The sequence below is a fragment of the Flavobacterium chungnamense genome (assembly GCF_039539165.1).
GTDB classification, from domain to species: Bacteria; Bacteroidota; Bacteroidia; order Flavobacteriales; family Flavobacteriaceae; genus Flavobacterium; species Flavobacterium chungnamense.
In genome coordinates this window covers 181,118-199,674 of sequence record NZ_BAABCS010000003.1, presented here as the reverse complement: position 1 = coordinate 199,674, position 18,557 = coordinate 181,118, and the positions used below count along the sequence as shown (strand labels likewise).

General features: G+C 31.4%; 19 protein-coding genes. 7 read left to right on the top strand and 12 right to left on the bottom strand.

The annotated features are described in order from the left end of the window. Positions 1 to 54 precede the first annotated feature (54 nt). Positions 55 to 1,212: a hypothetical protein gene (locus tag ABD771_RS01535; protein ID WP_345089645.1), complete on the top strand. Its 1,158-nt coding sequence runs from the start codon at positions 55 to 57 to the stop codon at positions 1,210 to 1,212. 47 nt (positions 1,213 to 1,259) lie between these two features. Here ABD771_RS01535 and ABD771_RS01530 read toward each other — a convergent pair whose 3' ends face one another. Continuing rightward, positions 1,260 to 1,799 (bottom strand): hypothetical protein, encoded by a 540-nt coding sequence (locus ABD771_RS01530; RefSeq protein WP_345089642.1) that lies wholly within the window; start codon positions 1,797 to 1,799, stop codon positions 1,260 to 1,262. A 193-nt stretch (positions 1,800 to 1,992) separates the two neighbouring features. Here ABD771_RS01530 and ychF point away from each other — a divergent pair, with 193 nt between their 5' ends. Then, the gene (ychF, locus tag ABD771_RS01525; protein ID WP_345089639.1) at positions 1,993 to 3,087 is read left to right on the top strand and encodes a redox-regulated ATPase YchF; all 1,095 of its coding nucleotides are present in this window, start codon (positions 1,993 to 1,995) and stop codon (positions 3,085 to 3,087) included. Between the two features lie 142 nt (positions 3,088 to 3,229). Here ychF and lepB read toward each other — a convergent pair whose 3' ends face one another. Next, the gene (lepB, locus tag ABD771_RS01520) at positions 3,230 to 4,132 is read right to left on the bottom strand and encodes a signal peptidase I (RefSeq protein ID WP_345089636.1); all 903 of its coding nucleotides are present in this window, start codon (positions 4,130 to 4,132) and stop codon (positions 3,230 to 3,232) included. Positions 4,133 to 4,373: 241 nt separating this feature from the next. Here lepB and ABD771_RS01515 point away from each other — a divergent pair, with 241 nt between their 5' ends. The 4 genes from ABD771_RS01515 to ABD771_RS01500 all read left to right on the top strand — a co-directional run bounded on the left by ABD771_RS01515 (position 4,374) and on the right by ABD771_RS01500 (position 11,247). After that, on the top strand, positions 4,374 to 6,233 hold the full coding sequence (locus ABD771_RS01515) for a DNA topoisomerase IV subunit B (protein ID WP_345089633.1): 1,860 nt from the start codon (positions 4,374 to 4,376) through the stop codon (positions 6,231 to 6,233). A gap of 29 nt (positions 6,234 to 6,262) precedes the next feature. Continuing rightward, positions 6,263 to 8,974 (top strand): DNA gyrase/topoisomerase IV subunit A, encoded by a 2,712-nt coding sequence (locus tag ABD771_RS01510; protein ID WP_345089630.1) that lies wholly within the window; start codon positions 6,263 to 6,265, stop codon positions 8,972 to 8,974. Positions 8,975 to 9,002: 28 nt separating this feature from the next. Next, positions 9,003 to 9,491 carry a YcxB family protein gene (locus ABD771_RS01505; RefSeq protein WP_345089627.1) on the top strand — a complete coding sequence of 163 codons (489 nt, stop codon included), beginning with the start codon at positions 9,003 to 9,005 and terminating at the stop codon, positions 9,489 to 9,491. Positions 9,492 to 9,573: 82 nt separating this feature from the next. Further along, positions 9,574 to 11,247: a formate--tetrahydrofolate ligase gene (locus ABD771_RS01500; RefSeq protein WP_345089624.1), complete on the top strand. Its 1,674-nt coding sequence runs from the start codon at positions 9,574 to 9,576 to the stop codon at positions 11,245 to 11,247. A 79-nt stretch (positions 11,248 to 11,326) separates the two neighbouring features. On the opposite strand, the gene ABD771_RS01495 is transcribed toward ABD771_RS01500, so the two are convergent. Genes ABD771_RS01495 through ABD771_RS01450 form a run of 10 tightly spaced genes read right to left on the bottom strand, consistent with a single transcriptional unit; the run spans position 11,327 to position 17,217 of the window. Beyond that, a complete protein-coding gene (locus tag ABD771_RS01495; protein WP_345089621.1) occupies positions 11,327 to 12,184 on the bottom strand; it encodes a TerC family protein in 858 nt (285 codons plus the stop codon). A 44-nt stretch (positions 12,185 to 12,228) separates the two neighbouring features. Next, complete coding sequence (locus ABD771_RS01490; protein WP_345089618.1) at positions 12,229 to 12,603, bottom strand: DNA topoisomerase IV; 375 nt, start codon at positions 12,601 to 12,603, stop codon at positions 12,229 to 12,231. Between the two features lie 2 nt (positions 12,604 to 12,605). Further along, positions 12,606 to 13,178 (bottom strand): DUF1572 family protein, encoded by a 573-nt coding sequence (locus ABD771_RS01485; protein ID WP_345089615.1) that lies wholly within the window; start codon positions 13,176 to 13,178, stop codon positions 12,606 to 12,608. Further along, positions 13,165 to 13,392, bottom strand: a complete 228-nt coding sequence (locus ABD771_RS01480) for a DUF6095 family protein (RefSeq protein ID WP_345089613.1) — start codon at positions 13,390 to 13,392, stop codon at positions 13,165 to 13,167. The genes ABD771_RS01485 and ABD771_RS01480 overlap by 14 nt, the downstream gene beginning before the upstream one ends. Position 13,393: 1 nt before the next feature. Further along, positions 13,394 to 13,855: a hypothetical protein gene (locus ABD771_RS01475; RefSeq protein WP_345089610.1), complete on the bottom strand. Its 462-nt coding sequence runs from the start codon at positions 13,853 to 13,855 to the stop codon at positions 13,394 to 13,396. Positions 13,856 to 13,872: 17 nt separating this feature from the next. After that, positions 13,873 to 14,556, bottom strand: coding sequence for a hypothetical protein (locus tag ABD771_RS01470; RefSeq protein ID WP_345089608.1), 684 nt, complete (start codon positions 14,554 to 14,556; stop codon positions 13,873 to 13,875). A 1-nt stretch (position 14,557) separates the two neighbouring features. Next, on the bottom strand, positions 14,558 to 15,370 hold the full coding sequence (murQ, locus tag ABD771_RS01465) for an N-acetylmuramic acid 6-phosphate etherase (protein WP_345089605.1): 813 nt from the start codon (positions 15,368 to 15,370) through the stop codon (positions 14,558 to 14,560). Positions 15,371 to 15,374: 4 nt separating this feature from the next. Continuing rightward, positions 15,375 to 15,755, bottom strand: coding sequence for a PH domain-containing protein (locus ABD771_RS01460; protein ID WP_345089602.1), 381 nt, complete (start codon positions 15,753 to 15,755; stop codon positions 15,375 to 15,377). Between the two features lie 50 nt (positions 15,756 to 15,805). After that, complete coding sequence (locus ABD771_RS01455; RefSeq protein WP_345089599.1) at positions 15,806 to 16,474, bottom strand: ZIP family metal transporter; 669 nt, start codon at positions 16,472 to 16,474, stop codon at positions 15,806 to 15,808. After that, entirely contained in the window at positions 16,474 to 17,217 is a 744-nt protein-coding gene (locus ABD771_RS01450; RefSeq protein WP_345089596.1) for a class I SAM-dependent methyltransferase, read from the bottom strand. The genes ABD771_RS01455 and ABD771_RS01450 overlap by 1 nt, the downstream gene beginning before the upstream one ends. Before the next feature lie 144 nt (positions 17,218 to 17,361). Between ABD771_RS01450 and ABD771_RS01445 the strand changes: the two genes are divergently transcribed. Next, positions 17,362 to 18,528, top strand: coding sequence for a THUMP domain-containing class I SAM-dependent RNA methyltransferase (locus ABD771_RS01445; protein ID WP_345089592.1), 1,167 nt, complete (start codon positions 17,362 to 17,364; stop codon positions 18,526 to 18,528). Positions 18,529 to 18,557 lie beyond the last annotated feature (29 nt).

Below are 18,557 nucleotides of genomic sequence, written 5' to 3'. Positions count from 1 at the left end.
TATTTATCAATGTTTTAAAAGAATTTATATATTTGTTAATAAACTAATTCATGTATGAAGTATTTTATTGCATTTGTTTTTTTATTTTTTTCAAGTCATCTTTATTCACAAGAGGTAGAAAAATCTATAATTCTTAAAGATGCAGATACTAATTTAGCTATTGAAGATGCTACTGTTTTAGTCTTAAAAACAAAGCAACTTAATTTAAGTAATGCTGAAGGAAAAGTCAGTTTTCTCCTAAAAGGAATTTCCAATATACAAATAACGCATACTTCCTATGTTTCTCAAACAATTAGGTCTACAATATTAAAAGAAAAAGAAACAGTAATCTTTCTTAAAAGTAGTTTTAATAAATTAGATGAAATAATTTTAACAAAGCAACATCCACAAAAAATACTCGCTTCTTTAATAGAAAATTCTTCCAAAAAACTTACGGTTCCTGCACGATTGAAAGTATATTCTAGAGAGTTTTTTAAACGTAACGGAGTTTATTCAAATTACAATGATGGACTCATGAATTTTCAACTTTCAGGAAAGCCAAATGATTTTAGTACAACAATTTTGGTAGAGCAAAATAGGTCTTTCGGATTGGTTGAAGATTATATAATGGATGAACTTGTAGGATACAATTTGAATAATATTATGCAAAACTATTACAACTTCAAATATTTGAATCCGCTATTGGAACCTAAAGCTAAGAAAGAATACGATTTTTTAGTAAAAGCACATCCTGTCAATGAAGATTACTATGTTATGACTGCTATACCAGCAGATATTAGTTCAGCCATGTTAGACGACTACACTATAACTTATGATAGAAAGAGAAAGATAATTATTGAAGTTAGTTCCGAGATTTCTCCAACTTCATTTGCAAAAGCAAAAGATAAAACAGGAAAAAATGGTAAGCATATTTATAAATCTTTCTTTAAAACTATGTATCGATTTGACTCCAATAATTATTATTTAATTGGTTCAAAAGAGGAAATCGGATATGAAAAGATTTTTAAGAATAAAACGACAGATATAGAAGTTAGGAATTACTTTATAACTACTAATTTCAGTAATCAAAATTATAGCTTCAAGGAAAGTGAGGTATTTAAAGATAAAACCTTATTCAATAAGAAAAATACAATCCTAAGTAATTATTGGGAAATCTCTGGAATGGTTGCTACAGAAGAAGAGGAAAAGATAATTTTGAGTATTGATGATTAAATAGTGAATCAAAAGTATTTTAAAATACTTTTGACTCGCTCATTTTTCTACTGTTTAACAATAACATAAGTTTGATATGAAACTGAATCTGTTTTTGAATTATAGGTTTCTAAAACTAAATTTCCATCAGTGTCAAAATAACCAATAGAGGTTTCTTTACCATTATAATAAATAAAACTATTAGTAGATGTTTTTCTTAATAAAGCACTTTTTTTAGTATCATCACCTATTATTCTATAACCATTAGCATCAAGTTTAACATTGTATTTTTTGTTGTCATACATATAGTAAGATGAACGATCTACATCAACTGTACGAGTACTTCCATCAGGATTAGTGATTTTTGTAGTAGTTGTAACTACAACTGGAGAATCTTTGGTTTCAATATTCAATGTATTTGGTTTTTCCTCTTTCAATTCAATTTCTTGAACTTCTAGCGTATTTTCTTTCTTTATATAAGTTTTCTCACCTTTAGAATCAGTAATAGTGGTTGTAGTTGTTTTTGTTTCGTCTTTTATATTTTTGTTTTGAGCCTGAAAAGTTGCAGTAGTAGACAATGATAGTAGTCCAATAAATATAGTTTTCATAATGTAAAATTTTAATAATTAATGTTATACAAAATTAATTCAGCTAATCTAGAAGCAGTTACATAAAAATTGGATACTTTTATATATTTACCACATTTTAATTATAAATAAACTAATAGTAAGCATGTTTAAATCTTTTATTCTTTCAATTAATAAGATTATATTTGCACACTTTTAAAAATAAAACGTACTAATGAAAGCAGGAATTGTAGGATTACCAAACGTAGGAAAATCAACTTTATTTAATTGTTTATCAAATGCTAAAGCGCAAAGTGCCAACTTTCCGTTTTGTACTATCGAACCTAATATTGGGGTGGTAAACGTTCCAGATCCAAGAATCAATCGTTTGGAAGAATTGGTAAAACCAGAACGCGTACAAATGGCAACTGTTGATATCGTTGATATTGCAGGATTAGTAAAAGGAGCAAGTAAAGGTGAAGGTTTAGGAAATCAATTCCTTGCAAACATTAGAGAATGTAACGCTATTATTCACGTTTTGCGTTGTTTTGATAACGATAATATCGTTCATGTTGACGGAAATGTAAATCCAATTCGTGATAAAGAAACTATTGATATTGAATTGCAATTGAAAGACTTAGAAACAGTTGAAAAACGTTTAGAAAAAGTAAATCGTGCTGCAAAAACAGGAAATAAAGAAGCGCAAACAGAAAAAGCTCTTTTAGATAGAATTCGTGAAACCTTGTTGCAAGCAAAATCTGCAAGAACTGTTGAGCCACAAAATCAAGACGAAATTGAATTATTAGAAGATTTTCAATTAATCACAAATAAACCAGTACTTTATGTTTGTAATGTTGACGAAAATTCAGCCGTAAACGGAAACAAGTATGTTGACCAAGTTCGTGAATTAGTAAAAGACGAAGATGCAGAAGTTATCATACTTTCAGTAGGAGCAGAAGCAGATATTACTGAATTAGAAAGCTACGAAGAACGTCAAGTTTTCTTAGAAGATATGGGATTGACAGAACCAGGTTCGGCAGTTTTAATTCGTGCAGCTTACAAATTATTAAAACAACAAACGTATTTCACAGCAGGAGTTAAAGAAGTTCGCGCTTGGACAATTAACGTTGGCGATACAGCACCAAAAGCAGCTGGAGTAATCCACACCGATTTTGAAAAAGGATTCATCCGTGCTGAGGTTATTGCATTCGAAGATTATTCTTCTTTAGGTTCAGAAGCTAAATGTAAAGAAGCAGGAAAACTTAGAGTGGAAGGAAAAGAATATATCGTTAAAGATGGGGATGTGATGCATTTTAGATTTAACGTATAGTTTTCAGAAAATAGAGAAAAGTCCTTCGATTCCCGAAACTTTGGGACAGGAGGGAAATGGAAAATAGACTAGCCGCAAAAATAGATTTTGCGGTTTTTTTGTGGAACCTTTAGCCATTTATTGAAACCTTCATAAGTTTTTTTTATTTATCTCTAAAATTAATGTTTATTCTGTCATTTGTTTTTCCCCAATATCCAAACGTAACTTTTGCAATAATTTCTTCTCTTTTTATTACACCAATATATCTCGAATCCATTGCATTATCTCGGTTATCACCAATTAAATAATAACAATTAGCAGGGATAATTATTTCGTTTACAGCATTTTTATTGTCTTCAAATGGTTTTTTAAAAGTATATATTTTATGTTTATGACCATTTGGGAGTTCTTCTTCATATTCATTTACGTTAAACTCATCACTTTTTGTCTCTTTAATAAATGATATTTTACACTTTTTTCCATTAATTATTAGAAAGTTGTTTTTAATTTCTAGTTTGTCATTTGGTAAAGCAACAATTCTATAAACCCAAGGATTTAGACTGTCTTTTTTTTGAAATACTACAATGTCACCATAATTTGGTTTAATGTTGTTAAATGCTCTTAAATCTCCGACAACTTTATCTCCAACATTTAGAGTTGGTTCGTTTGATGTTGTTGGTATTTTGTAACTTTTAACTCCAACTGCTAAATTATAATCATAAAACCAAGTTATTGTAATTATTCCAATAATGATTATTAAATAATAATACCAATTATTATATGATTTAAGTTCATAGCTTTTTAGTTTTTTTGCATTTTTTACTGCGTCAAATATTACGAATATTCTAAAAGAAAAATCAATAATAATGACAAAAAGAAAACCAAGAAAAAACAAGCCAATTCTTGTAAAACCTAAAATGAAAGGAATAGTGAATGTAATCAAAAGAAATATTAAACCTTTTTTGATTTGTCCATTATAAACCTGTCCAAAACCTGGAAAAAGAAATGCTAAAAAAAATGCTAATATTGCATTTCTCGGTTTTAATGTAATTTTTTCAGAATTCATATAAATTTTGTTTGTAGCAGTTTCGTAAGCGAAAATGGTAGTTAACTTTTAATTATCCGCAACTCACACACATAATTTCCCAAATGTAAAAAAAATCTCCAAAATCTATCCTCTTTTTTCTATTCTCTTTTTTCTATTTTCTTAAAAAAATTGTCAAAAACATTCTTAATAACTTTGACAAATATCATTTCAAAAATGACTCGAAATACACTATATTAGCACAAAATCGATACATTTTAAAATGGCTCAAGAAACACAATATAACGAAGACAATATACGCTCACTCGATTGGAAAGAACACATCCGAATGCGTCCCGGAATGTACATCGGGAAACTCGGTGACGGTTCTTCTCCAGATGACGGAATTTATATTTTACTAAAAGAAGTAATCGACAACTGCATCGACGAATTCGTTATGGGTGCAGGAAAAGTTATCGAAGTAACCATCAAAGATAAATTGGTAACCGTTCGCGATTATGGTCGTGGAATTCCATTAGGTAAAGTCGTTGACGTAGTTTCCAAAATGAATACAGGTGGAAAATACGATTCTAAAGCGTTTAAAAAATCCGTTGGTTTAAATGGAGTTGGTACCAAAGCGGTAAATGCTTTGTCCAATTATTTCCGTGTAGAATCGGTTCGTGATAACCAACAAAAAGCCGCCGAATTCTCAGAAGGAAATTTAACTTTAGAAGAAGAAATTGTTGAATCAACTAAGCGAAAAGGAACAAAAGTTGCTTTCATTGCTGACGAAGTTATTTTCAAAAATTATAAATACCGAAACGAGTATATTATCAAAATGCTCAAAAATTATTGTTATCTAAACCGCGGATTAACAATATATTACAATGGTGAAAAATACCTTTCAGAATTCGGTTTAAAAGATTTATTAGAAGAAACAATTGCTGAAGACGATATGCAATATCCAATCATTCACTTAGAAGGTGATGATATTGAAATTGCGCTGACACACAGTAAATCACAATATTCGGAAGAATATCATTCGTTTGTAAACGGACAAAATACTACACAAGGTGGAACGCACTTAAACGCATTTCGAGAAGCTATTGTAAAGACTATCCGTGAATATTACAACAAAGGTTTTGAAGCTTCAGATATTCGTAAATCAATCGTTTCTGCGGTTTCCATAAAAGTGGAAGAGCCAGTTTTCGAATCGCAAACCAAAACCAAATTGGGTTCTAACGATGTAGGTCCAAATGGTCCGACGGTTCGAACATTCATTCATGATTTTATTACAACCAAATTAGATAATTTTTTACATAAAAATCCGGAAGTTGCCGATTCACTTTTGCGTAAGATTTTGCAAGCCGAACGCGAACGTAAAGAACTTTCAGGAATTAGAAAATTAGCTAAAGACAGAGCTAAAAAAGCAAGTTTACATAATAAGAAATTGCGCGATTGTCGTGTGCATTTAACCGATGCTAAAAATCCACGAAGTTTAGAGAGTACGCTTTTTATTACCGAAGGTGATTCGGCTTCGGGTTCGATTACCAAAAGTCGTGATGTGAATACACAAGCAGTTTTTAGTTTGCGTGGTAAGCCTTTGAATTCTTATGGAATGTCGAAGAAAATTGTGTACGAAAACGAAGAGTTCAATTTGCTTCAAGCAGCTTTAGATATTGAAGAAAGCATCGAAGATTTGCGTTACAACAACATCGTAATCGCAACCGATGCCGATGTCGATGGAATGCACATTCGTTTGTTATTGATCACGTTTTTCCTTCAATTTTTTCCAGAAATGATTAAAGAAGGTCATTTGTATATTTTGCAAACACCATTATTCCGTGTTCGAAATAAAAAAGAAACCATCTATTGCTATTCAGACGAAGAACGTCGCGACGCCATAGAGAAATTAAAACCAAAACCAGAAATAACCCGATTCAAAGGATTAGGAGAAATTTCACCTGATGAGTTTAAACATTTCATTGGAGAAAGCATTCGATTAGATCCAGTAATGCTAGATAAAGCCACATCAATAGAGACGTTGTTAGAATTTTATATGGGTAAAAATACACCTGATAGACAAACGTTCATTATCAATAACTTGAAAGTGGAATTGGATAAGGAATTGGTGGAAAAATAAAAAAAAGAGTATTGAAATATTCAGTATAAATGAAAGACGAAGAAGAAGATAACATTAACGAAGAAACTAACGACGAGTTAGACGAATCAACCAACGACGAAAGTTTAGACGAAGGCTTTGAAGACATAGTTTCTACAGGCGGAAATCACTTTTACGAAAACGACGAGAATCCAGAAGATACCATCACCAAAGTTACAGGAATGTACAAAGATTGGTTTTTGGATTACGCTTCCTATGTAATTCTTGAGCGTGCCGTACCTGCGATTGAAGATGGTTTTAAACCAGTGCAACGTCGTATTATGCATTCACTAAAAGAGTTGGATGATGGTCGTTATAATAAAGTGGCCAATGTAGTTGGACACACAATGCAGTATCATCCTCACGGTGATGCGAGTATTGGTGATGCTATGGTGCAAATTGGTCAGAAAGAATTGCTGATTGATTGTCAAGGAAACTGGGGAAATATTCTAACCGGAGATAGCGCTGCGGCTTCAAGGTATATTGAAGCACGTTTGTCAAAATTTGCTTTAGAAGTTTTGTATTCGCCAAAAATTACCGATTGGGGTGTTTCTTATGATGGTCGTCGTGCTGAGCCAAATAATCTTCCAGTAAAATTCCCATTGCTTTTAGCTCAAGGCGCTGAAGGAATTGCGGTTGGACTTTCAACTAAAGTGCTACCTCACAATTTCAACGAATTGATTGATGCTTCGATTAAAATTTTAAAAGGAAAACCTTTCACATTATACCCAGATTTTCAAACGGCTGGAATTGCCGATGTTTCCAATTATAACGATGGTTTGCGTGGCGGACGTGTTCGGGTTCGTGCCAAAATCTCGCAATTGGACAAACAGACTTTGGTGATTACTCAAATTCCGTTTTCTACCAATACATCGACTTTGATTGATAGTATTTTGAAAGCCAATGAAAAAGGTAAAATCAAAATCAAGAAAATTGAAGACAATACTGCTGCCGAAGTTGAGATTCTAATTCATTTATTTCCAGGAGTTTCTCCAGATAAAACGATAGATGCTTTATATGCTTTCACGGCTTGTGAAACCTCTGTTGCTCCTTTGGGTTGTGTAATTGAAGATAACAAACCATTGTTCATCGGAGTTTCTGATATGTTGAAAATTTCGACGGAAAGAACAGTTGATTTATTGAAGAAAGAACTCGAAATTCAATTAGAAGAACTTAAAAACAAATGGCATTTTTCGACTTTAGAAAAGATTTTCATTCGTGAAGAAATGTACATCGATTTCAAATTGTATTCTGATAGAGAATCGCTTTACGAATATATGTACAAACGATTTGAACCATTCAAAAAATCATTTGTACGTGAAATTGAAGACGAAGATTTGCAGAAATTAACCCAAATTCCGATGATTCGAATTACGCGTTTCGACTCGGATAAAGCGGATGATTTTATTGCCAAATTGGAAGACGAAATGAAAGAAGTGCAACATCATTTAGATAATCTAATTGATTTTGCCATAGATTATTTTGCCAAATTAAAAGAGAAATACGGAAAAGGTCGCGAGCGTCAAACGGAATTAAGAAGTTTTGAAAATATTGAAGCTACAAAAGTAGTTTTAAGAAATACAAAATTATACGTAAACAAAGAAGAAGGTTTCTTTGGAACTGGATTGAAAAAAGACGAATACGTTGCTGACTGTTCTGATATTGATGATGTTATCGTTTTCTTGCGCGATGGGAAAATGATGATTGCTAAAGTGGATGACAAGAAATTCGTTGGAAAAGATATTATTCACATTGATGTATTTGATAAAAATGATAAGCGAACTATTTATAATATGATTTACCGTGATGGTAAAAATGGTTCTACATTTATTAAACGTTTCAATGTTTCAGGTGTGACTCGTGATAAATTTTATGATTTAACACAGGAAAAACCAGGTTCGCAAGTATTGTATTTTTCTGCAAATCCTAATGGTGAAGCAGAAGTTGTAACGATATTATTACGCCAAGTTGGAAGTGTAAAAAAATTAAAATGGGATGTCGATTTTACCGATATTGCTATAAAAGGTCGTGCTTCTCGTGGAAATACAGTTACTAAATATCCAATCAAGAAAATCGAATTGAAGGAGAAAGGAATTTCAACTTTGCGTCCGAGAAAAGTTTGGTTTGATGATACAGTTCAAAGATTGAATGTTGATGGAAGAGGCGAGTTGCTTGGCGAATTTAGACCAAACGACCGTTTGTTGATTATTAATCAAAGTGGAAAATTAAAAACTATTATTCCAGAGTTGACGACGCATTTTGACGAAGACATGATTGTTCTTGAAAAATGGCATCCTAAAAAACCAATTTCTACTATTTATTATGATGGTGAAAAAGAACGCTATTTTGTAAAACGATTCTTGGTTGAAAACGAAAACAAAGAAGAGATTTTCATTACGGAACACGAAAAGTCGCAATTAGAAATTGTTTCTACCGATTGGCGACCAGTTGCCGAAATTATTTTCACAAAAGTAAAAGGCGTTCAAAAAGAAAATCAAACGATAGATTTAGAACAATTTATTGCGGTAAAAGGGATAAAAGCATTGGGTAACCAATTGACGGCTGATAAACTGAAACAAGTAAATTTACTTGAATCGTTGCCATACGAAGAGCCAGAAGAACCAATTGCTGAAGAAATGGAAGTTTCAGGTGAAGACAATGTTTCTGAGGATATTCAAACAGAATTAGATGATGATGGACAAATTACGTTGAGTTTGGAGTAATTTCTTTAAATATTAATAAGGATGATAGATGAATTTTAAAATTGATTTCAAGGCAAGCAAAGAATATTACGAAGAAGCTTATGATGAAATGATATCATCTTATAAATTAAAAAAATGGGAACCTATTTTCGCGTTATTGTTGGTGGTTTTTGGAATTGTAATTTATTTTATCATTAATAATAAAAAACTAAAATTTTTACCATTTATATTCATCTTACTTGGATTTTATGAACTTATAAAGTTTTACAATGAAAAAAAGAAATGGATTAATTCTCGTTTAAAAAGTAAAATTCAAGGAGAAAATATTAAAATTGAATTTTATGACGATTACTTAATTCATTCTGGACCATTTTCAAATGGCCAAATAAAATGGAATGGATTAAACAATATTCAAGAAACTAGTAAAGGAATAATTCTTAAATTAGAATCAGGAACAAGTATTTATGTCTCAAAAGCCAATTTTAAGATGCCTAATGAGATTGATTTTATATTATCAAAAAAGTATAATAGTTTATAACTTATCTCTTTTTATTTGATTTATATCATTTTTAATTCAAAACGACTCAATTAATTTTACTTCAAATTATACTAAAATAATAATGTCAACATTTCCATCCGATATTGAGATTGCTCAAAATGCAACCTTACAACACATTCGAAAAATAGCCGAAAAAATTAATATTCAAGAAGATGATTTAGAATACTACGGAAAGTACAAAGCCAAATTGCCTTTAGAATTGCAATCTGAAAATCCAAAAGGAAAACTGATTTTGGTGTCCGCAATGTCACCGACTAAATATGGTGAAGGTAAAACCACAATGTCTATTGGACTAACAGATGGTTTGAATTATATTGGAAGAAAAGCTATTGGTGTTTTACGTGAGCCTTCACTCGGACCAGTTTTTGGTTTGAAAGGTGGCGCTGCAGGTGGCGGTTATGCTCAAGTTGTTCCAATGGAAGATATTAATTTGCATTTTACTGGCGATTTTTCGGCTATTGAAAAAGCTAATAATTTGCTTTCGGCAGTGATTGATAACAATCTTCAAAATCCGAAGTTTTCTTTGAATTTAGATCCAAAATCTATTGCTTGGAAACGTGTGATGGATATGAATGATCGTTCACTACGCCAAATAATTATTGGGGTTGGAGCTAAATCAAATGGAACGATGCGCGAAGATGGTTTCAATATTACTCCAGCTTCTGAAGTGATGGCGATTTTGTGTTTATCGAAAGATTTAGAGGATTTAAAATTCCGTTTAGGAAATATTTTTGTTGGAAAAACTCTTGATGGAAAAGCAATTTTTGCAAGAGATTTGAAAGTAGTAGGGGCTATGGCCGTTTTGCTAAAAGATGCTTTGAAACCCAATTTAGTGCAAACCTTAGAAGAAAATCCAGTGATTCTTCATGGCGGACCATTTGCAAGTATTGCACAAGGAACGAATACAGTAATTGCTACTAAAATGGGACTTTCTCTTGGAGATTATGTGGTTACTGAAGCAGGATTTGGTGCCGATTTAGGAGCTGAAAAATTCTTTCATATAAAATGTGGACAAAGTGGATTGAAACCAGATGCAGTGGTTTTAGTTGCAACGATTCGAGCAATTAAACATCATGCTGGATTGAGTTCAGAAGATTTTAAAACTGAAAATGTAGCTGCGATTGAAAAAGGATTTTGCAACTTAGAAAAACACATTGAAAACATTCAGAAATTTGGAATAAATCCGGTGGTTTCAATAAATGCTTTTCCTGATGATACTCAAGCAGAATATGATAAATTGAAATCATTATGTTTAGCAAAAGGTGTTACTGCAATTGTAAGCACAGCTTTTGTTGATGGTGGAAAAGGTTCGGCTAAATTAGCTGAAAAAGTGATTGAAGAAATCAATAAAGGTGAAGCAAATTATAAACCTTTGTATCAAAAAGAAGATTCGATTGAACATAAGATAAATACGGTTGCGAAAGGAATTTACGGAGCCAATTCGGTTGAGTTTTCACCAAAGTCGAAATCGCAATTGAAGATGATTAACGATTTAGGTTTTAATGATTTTTCAATTTGTATGGCAAAAACTCCTGCAAGTTTTTCTGATAATGAAAAGTTAATTGGCCGTCCGACTAATTTTATTATTACGGTTCGTGAGTTCGAAATTGCCAGTGGAGCTGGATTTATTGTTCCGTTACTTGGAGATGTGATGCGAATGCCAGGTTTGCCTTCAATTCCAAATGCTGAACGAATTGATATTGACAACAACGGAAAAATATCAGGATTGTCTTAGTATTTTTATTTTTAAAGCATAAAAAAAAATGGTGATTTCGAGAGCCTCAATCACCATTTTTGCTTTTAAAGATATACGATTAATTAGTAATATCGCTATCTTCTAATTTTTTATCAATTATTTTACTGTTATGTAAAACAACAGGTTTTCTGCTACTTTTCTTCATTTTTAAGTTTAAGAATTCTACAAATAAAGAGAAGAAAATGGCAAAATATAAGTATCCTTTTGGTATACTATGAACTTCTACATCATTACCAAATCTAAAGTGTGCCAAGTGCGAACCTTCTGCAAGAAGCATTACTCCAATTAGGATTAAGAAAGAAAGTCCAAGAATTTGTATCGTTGGATGTTCGTTTACGAATTTAGAAACTGGTCCTGCAAAAGCAAGCATTACTACAATCGAAATTATAATAGCAAGAATCATAATTTCTATTGCTCCAGCAGGTCCAAAACCTTTTGGTGGTTCGGCAGAACTTACTAAACCAATAGCTGTTAAGATACTATCAAAAGAGAAAACGATATTTAATAAAGCGATTTGTAAAATAGCTGCGGATAAACTATTGCTTGCTTTTCCGTTGCTTGATTCTTCTTCACCTTCTAATTTGTGATGAATTTCAGATACCGATTTGTATAACAAAAACAATCCTCCACCAAAAATGATTAAACTTTGTCCTGAAATTCCACCAGAGAAAAATCCGAAATCGAAATCATAAAAAGATTTTTTTAATCCCATAACCCAAGTGATTCCGAAAAGTAAGATGATACGAAAAACCATAGCTAACAATAATCCAATTCTTCTAGCTTTTGGTTGGTCTTCTTCACGAAGTTTTCCCGATACGATGGATAAGAAAACAATGTTATCGATACCAAGAATGATTTCTAAAAAAGTTAATGTCAAAAGTGCAATTAGTGCATCTGTGGTAAATAATACTTCCATTGGTTAGTTTAAAAAAAAGTTATTGTTAAAGTGGTTTTACGGAATTAATTGATTTTTGTTACAGTTCCCATTTGTTTTTTTGATTCTCCAACAAAAGAATATTCAAAGGTATAGGTTTTTCCTTTTGTAGAAATGAAGCGCATGGAAATTGCTTTTTTTTCAGCCATATTTCTAGGATGTAATTTTTGAAGAATAAATTCGTAGTCATTTACCCAGCGAACTGAAGCTGTATCAGTTCTACCGTTATAGGTTTCAATTTGTAATTTATCTGTTCGTTCAAATGTTGTAATTTCTTTTTTGCCATTAACTTCTTGAACGAACTCAAATTTACCAGTTTTAAATTCTTTCGGATTGCATTCCAATTTGTTTTGACAAGCAAATAAGACTAACGTTAGAAGGAATATTATTATTTTTTTCATTATTATTTTAACTTATTTAGTTCATCATCAGTAAAATTCTTGATGCTTTTCTCTTTGGCAAATTTATTATCATTATAAAAATTGGATTTGTTCTTAGGAATCGAAAGTGAATTCCATTCGGTTTCTTTAAGCATTTTGGCATAAAAAACAATCTGTCCAATATGGTAAGGATAATGTGCTAATTGGCGATTGATAGCTTCGATAACAGTATGTCCTTCGTTTCTAATGTATATTATTGTGTTAAGTTCCTCAGGTTTTAATTCATTTATCGCTTTGAAAAAGCAATTCCAGCCTTTGTTCCAAACATCCAATAATTCTTCTTTTGTTTTTATACTTGGTTCAAATTCACTATCGCGATTGCGCCATTCTTTTTCTCCATCTGTAGATAGAAAATCGGTCCATCTAGAAAGCATATTCCCAGAAATGTGTTTTACAATAGTAGCAATAGGATTGGTATCTTCATTTACAGAAACAAATAATTGCTCTGGTTCTAATTGATCCATAGCTTTTTCTCCCAATGTTTTGTAATAGAGAAATTGTTTTTTGATGCTTTCTAAATAGCTATTGTTTATCATTGAATAATGCGTCTGTCATTGTTTTTATTCCTTTGAAAGCCAAAAACATAGCTGATAAACATACTACTATTCCAATTGATAACACTAAATAGTAATAGGGATTATCTTTATTCTTGAAACTACTATTTAAAATTATAGGTCCAACAAACATCAATGGCAAAGCACCAAATAAATATTTAACGCCTTTTGCTAAAAGTTCTTTATTGGTTGCCATATTAAAAACGAATTTGGATGCCGTAGCCTCTTTGATTTCCTATTAAGTTCACTTCAAAATTTGAATTAGTTTCTCCGAGATTTTTCAAACCGATATTATACAAATCAATTCCTTCTTTAATTTTTTTATTCTTTCCTGATAAAACAGGAATTGCAATAATTAAGGCTCCAGCTCCAATATAGGTTGCCGCTGTTGGATATTTTACATCTGAAACCAAACCTACTACCAAATCAGTTATGACCAAAGCACCACCAAATCCAATAAGGAAACCACCAGCAGATTCTTTACCAAGTCCAGATTTGAATTTACTCAAAGCTTCAGCATTAGAAGCTAATAGTTGTTTTGTTTCTCTTGTAGAAATCTGACTTCCGTTTACATAATATTTACCTCTTTCAAGATTGATTTCTTGAGAAAAAGAAAGTACTGAAAGTAATAATGCGAATGTTAAAAGTATTTTTTTCATATAAGTAATTTTTTAGTTTATTTTTTAATCCAATTCAAAAGTAACTCTTTATCAGAAGATAATTTGCCTACAATTCGATATTTTGATTTTACAATTAAAATCGATTCCGTAAGTTTTTCTTTTACAACTTTATAAGGTGATATACCACTTGAATGAATAAAAAAACTTCCTTCGTCAGAAAATAGAACAAAACCAGTATGATTATCTAAGCCAACGACATAAATCCCATTGCCTTTCTGTTTTAAATTGGTTTCAAATTCTTCAATTGATTTGTTTGAAAATCGATAAATATTATCTTCACTTACTAATTTTTTTATCATTTGTTCAGAGGCACATTGAGCAAGTTTAACTCTGTTAATATCTAATCCAATGTCCCTTAATGTGGTTGTCACAAAATAGCCACAAGCAATTTTTCCTTCGTTTGGTTTTTGTGTTGTTCCATTAAAATCCCAATCAGTTCCATACCAATAAGGAAAAATTTTATCGGTCAAAAGTGAAGTGAATTTTTCTCCAATTTTATTAATGCTTTTATCTTTAAGTTCTTTTTTAATAGATTTTATACTATCTAATGTTTGTGGATAATCTTTTAAATCAACTTTAGTTTGCTCTTCAATAATAGTATTGTTTGTAGATTTTCTTACTAAAAAGAAAAGTACAAAAAATATAGATAAAAGTAAAACTACTTTTAGGGATTCTTTCATATTATTGTTTAAATTCTTCAACGGCTTTTCTAACGCTTCCAAATTCCTTTAATAATTGACTAGCTTTTTCATAATCAACTGGAATTTCGCTCATAATCATTTTTACGCCTCTATCCACCAATTTATCATTACTCAATTGCATATCTACCATTTTGTTGCCTTTCACTTTTCCAAGTTGAATCATGCTTGCAGTTGAAATCATGTTTAATACTAATTTCTGAGCTGTTCCTGCTTTCATTCTCGAACTTCCAGTTACAAATTCAGGTCCAACGACAACAACTATTGGGAAATTTGCTGTTAGAGCCAACGGACTTCCTTCATTGCAAGTGACACAACCTGTGATTATATTATTTTCATTGCATTTTTTCAAACCTTCAATTACATAAGGAGTTGTTCCTGACGCAGCAATTCCTATTACAAAATCGTTTTCCGAAATGCTTTGGTCTTGCAAGTCAATCCAAGCTTGAGTTGTATTATCTTCTGCATTTTCAACAGCTTTTCTAATGGCTTTATCTCCACCTGCAATAATTCCGTTTACTAAATCAAATGGAACTCCGAATGTAGGAGGACATTCTGAAGCATCAACAATTCCTAATCTTCCAGAAGTTCCTGCACCAATATAAAAAAGTCGTCCACCAAGTTTCATTTTTTCAACCACTTTTGAAACTAACGACTCAATTTTAGGCAAAGCTTTTTCAACAGCCAATGGAACGGTTTTATCCTCATTATTGATGTTTGTCAACAATTCAGAAACAGACATTTTTTCTAAATGCTCGTATTTGGAAGATTGCTCAGTGGTTTTAGTGAAGTTCATGATATTATTTTAAAACGTGATGTGCTAAAACACTTTGAACATCATAAACATTTACAGATTTGTTAAACTGCTTTATTATGCTCGGATTAACTTCACTAGAAACCCAAATTTTAAGTTCGGCCTCAAGGTCAAAAGTACCTGCTGTTTCTATACTAAATCTAGAAATACTTTTATAAATGATTGATTTGTATTCGATTTTACTTCCTGTAATTCCTTGTTTTTCAATTAAAATCAAGCGCTTATTGGTGAAAATAAAAGTATCTCTTATTAGTTTAAATCCCAATTCAATTACTTCACCTTCAATTAAAAGTTTTCCGTAATCATTTTTCAAAGTCTCTTGATTTACAGTACCTGCATTACCTAAAAGGGCAGAAAATAATCCCATAATAATTTTATTTATTTTTTGTTCTTCAAATATAAAATAAAACTTCGGAATTACATAAAATATGCCAATACAACTCCTAAAATAATCATAGAGATTTTTGCAATATTGAATTTATGTCCTTCGCTACTTTCAAAAATAATTGTTGAAGAGATATGGAATAAAATTCCAATTACTATTGCCGTAATCTCATTATAGTATTGATTTAAAGCTGGAAAAATATCTGAAATAAAAGTTCCAAGCGGTGTCATTATGGCAAAGGTTAACATAAAAAGGAACAAAGCAGTTTTATTTAACTCAGCATTCAAGAAAAAAGTGGTTAAAATGATGGCAATTGGAAGGTGATGAATGGCAATTCCCAGCGCCAATTCGTGATGATGACCAACAGGAAAACCTTCTAAAAGCGCATGAATACATAAACTAATAAATAATAGCCATGGCATTTGAGCCATTTTATCATGTCCATGGACGTGTCCGTGTTCTGCTCCTTTGGAAAAAAATTCTAATATAATTTGGAACAAAATTCCTATCATAATAAAAATTCCAACATTGTGATTATGGGATTCGTATACTTCTGGTAGTAAATGTATTACTGTTAAGGAAAGCAAAAAAGAACCACTAAAAGCTAATAGTAATTTTAAATTTTTTTTGGCTCTAGGTTTTAATGCTATCGCTAAAAAAAAACCAATTAAAACCGATAATAGTGGTAATAAGTAATTCATTATTTAAATATCATAATTAATCGTTCGCTAGTATTTTTATGGAATTTCTTCAACTTGTAGTCACCAAAAGTGTCCAATAAATAAATTCCAGCATCGTTCATCATGTTTTGAAAATCCTCTAACGTCAATGCTTTTACTTTTTCTGTAAAATGATATTTTTCATTGTTGTCTTCAAAATCAATTTCTTTGATGATATGATTATCGGCAACATATCTTTTAATATGAAAATCAATTCCATCAACAGTTTTGACTTCATCAGGAACTAAATTCGGAATAACTTGATGCACATTCATGAAATCAATTACAGCAAATCCGTAATCGGTCAGACTTTCTTTTATTGCAACTAATGTTTTTAAATCATCATTATCATTTTCAAAATAACCAAAACTTGTAAAAAGATTAAATATAGCATCAAATTTATCTTCAAATTTTTCTCGCATGTCATGCACTTCAAAATGTAAAGTTGCATTCGCATTTTTAGTAGCTTCAGCGATACTGTTTTCAGATAAATCGGCGCCAATTACATCAAATCCTAATTGATTCAAGTAAATAGAATGACGTCCTTTTCCGCAAGCTAAGTCTAATACTTTTGCCTTTTCAGGTAAGTTTAAATAATGCGTCAAATTGTCCATGAAAATCTGTGCTTCACGGTAATTTCTATCTTTATAAAGAATGTGGTAATAAGGTGTATCAAACCAAGAGGCGAACCAGTTATTGGTTTTCAAATTTGTATTTTCTGACATTTATCTTTTCAAATGAATTCCTAGCGTGCAAATTTAGTGTATTTTTGCAGAAGTTATTCCAAGTTTGGAATTTAGTTAATTATTGAAATTGCAATTGTCCCGACAATTCGGGATTTAAGTTGCAATTGAATTTTGATATTGAAAATGGAAAATTTTAAAATGATTGCCAAAACCTTCTTTGGTTTTGAAGAAATATTAGCTCAAGAATTACGCGTTTTAGGTGCTCAAGATGTTGAAATAGGTACAAGAATGGTAAGTTTTAAAGGTGATAAAGGTTTTATGTATAAAGCCAATTTGTCTTTGCGAACTGCTTTAAAAATCTTAAAGCCAATTTATTACTTCAGAGCAAAAACCGATGCGTTACTTTACAAAGGAATACAAGGAATTGATTGGAGTAAGTATTTAAATGCCAATCAAACTTTTGTAATAGACACAACCATTCACTCTGATTTTTTTAAACATTCACAATTTGTATCGCAAAAAGCTAAAGATGCTATTGTAGATCAATTTCGTGAGAAAACTGGTGTTCGACCAAGTATTGATAAAGAGTATCCCGATTTAAGAATCAATATCCACATTGATAAAGACCAAGTTTCGGTAGCTTTGGACACTTCAGGAAATTCTTTGCATCAAAGAGGTTATAGAACAGCAACGAATATTGCTCCAATAAATGAAGTTCTTGCAGCAGGAATGTTATTGCTAGCAGGTTGGGAAGGAAAAACTGATTTTCTAGACCCAATGTGTGGTTCGGGAACAATTCTTATTGAAGCTGGAATGATTGCTTGTAATATTCCAGCCAATATCAACAGAAAAGAATTTGCTTTCGAAAAATGGAATGATTGGGACAATGATTTATTTGATCAAATTATTGATGCATTAATGAAACGCACTCGTGAATTTCATTACACTATAAAAGGATACGATAAAGCGCCAAGTGCTGTCAATAAAGCTATTGATAATATAAAAAATGCCAACCTTGATGATTACATTAAAGTAGAACAACAAAATTTCTTTGATACTAATAAAGAAACTTCTGGTCCGTTGCAAATGGTTTTCAATCCACCTTATGGCGAACGTTTGGATATTGATTTAGAACGTTTTTACAGGGAAATGGGCGATACCATGAAACAAAATTACCCAGGAACGCATGCTTGGTTTATTACGGCAAACTTAGAAGCATTGAAACATGTTGGACTAAAACCTTCTAGAAAAATCAAACTCTTTAACGGAAGTTTAGAAGCGCGATTGGTAAAATATGAAATGTACGAAGGAAGTAAACGAACAAAGTTTCAGGTTACAGAAGGCGAATAGCAGTTTTATAAAAGTACAATATATAATTT

Bases quoted from the DNA above. Each gene is read 5' to 3' on its own strand.
- ABD771_RS01485 (WP_345089615.1), bottom strand. From the start codon at position 13,178: ATGATAAACAATAGCTATTTAGAAAGCATCAAAAAACAATTTCTCTAT.
- ABD771_RS01475 (WP_345089610.1), bottom strand. From the start codon at position 13,855: ATGAAAAAAATACTTTTAACATTCGCATTATTACTTTCAGTACTTTCT.
- ABD771_RS01505 (WP_345089627.1), top strand. From the start codon at position 9,003: ATGAATTTTAAAATTGATTTCAAGGCAAGCAAAGAATATTACGAAGAA.
- ABD771_RS01515 (WP_345089633.1), top strand. From the start codon at position 4,374: ATGGCTCAAGAAACACAATATAACGAAGACAATATACGCTCACTCGAT.
- ABD771_RS01495 (WP_345089621.1), bottom strand. From the start codon at position 12,184: ATGGAAGTATTATTTACCACAGATGCACTAATTGCACTTTTGACATTA.
- ABD771_RS01445 (WP_345089592.1), top strand. From the start codon at position 17,362: ATGGAAAATTTTAAAATGATTGCCAAAACCTTCTTTGGTTTTGAAGAA.
- lepB (WP_345089636.1), bottom strand. From the start codon at position 4,132: ATGAATTCTGAAAAAATTACATTAAAACCGAGAAATGCAATATTAGCA.
- ABD771_RS01490 (WP_345089618.1), bottom strand. From the start codon at position 12,603: ATGAAAAAAATAATAATATTCCTTCTAACGTTAGTCTTATTTGCTTGT.
- ABD771_RS01455 (WP_345089599.1), bottom strand. From the start codon at position 16,474: ATGAATTACTTATTACCACTATTATCGGTTTTAATTGGTTTTTTTTTA.
- ABD771_RS01470 (WP_345089608.1), bottom strand. From the start codon at position 14,556: ATGAAAGAATCCCTAAAAGTAGTTTTACTTTTATCTATATTTTTTGTA.
- murQ (WP_345089605.1), bottom strand. From the start codon at position 15,370: ATGAACTTCACTAAAACCACTGAGCAATCTTCCAAATACGAGCATTTA.
- ABD771_RS01500 (WP_345089624.1), top strand. From the start codon at position 9,574: ATGTCAACATTTCCATCCGATATTGAGATTGCTCAAAATGCAACCTTA.
- ABD771_RS01535 (WP_345089645.1), top strand. From the start codon at position 55: ATGAAGTATTTTATTGCATTTGTTTTTTTATTTTTTTCAAGTCATCTT.
- ABD771_RS01510 (WP_345089630.1), top strand. From the start codon at position 6,263: ATGAAAGACGAAGAAGAAGATAACATTAACGAAGAAACTAACGACGAG.
- ABD771_RS01480 (WP_345089613.1), bottom strand. From the start codon at position 13,392: ATGGCAACCAATAAAGAACTTTTAGCAAAAGGCGTTAAATATTTATTT.
- ychF (WP_345089639.1), top strand. From the start codon at position 1,993: ATGAAAGCAGGAATTGTAGGATTACCAAACGTAGGAAAATCAACTTTA.
- ABD771_RS01460 (WP_345089602.1), bottom strand. From the start codon at position 15,755: ATGGGATTATTTTCTGCCCTTTTAGGTAATGCAGGTACTGTAAATCAA.
- ABD771_RS01530 (WP_345089642.1), bottom strand. From the start codon at position 1,799: ATGAAAACTATATTTATTGGACTACTATCATTGTCTACTACTGCAACT.
- ABD771_RS01450 (WP_345089596.1), bottom strand. From the start codon at position 17,217: ATGTCAGAAAATACAAATTTGAAAACCAATAACTGGTTCGCCTCTTGG.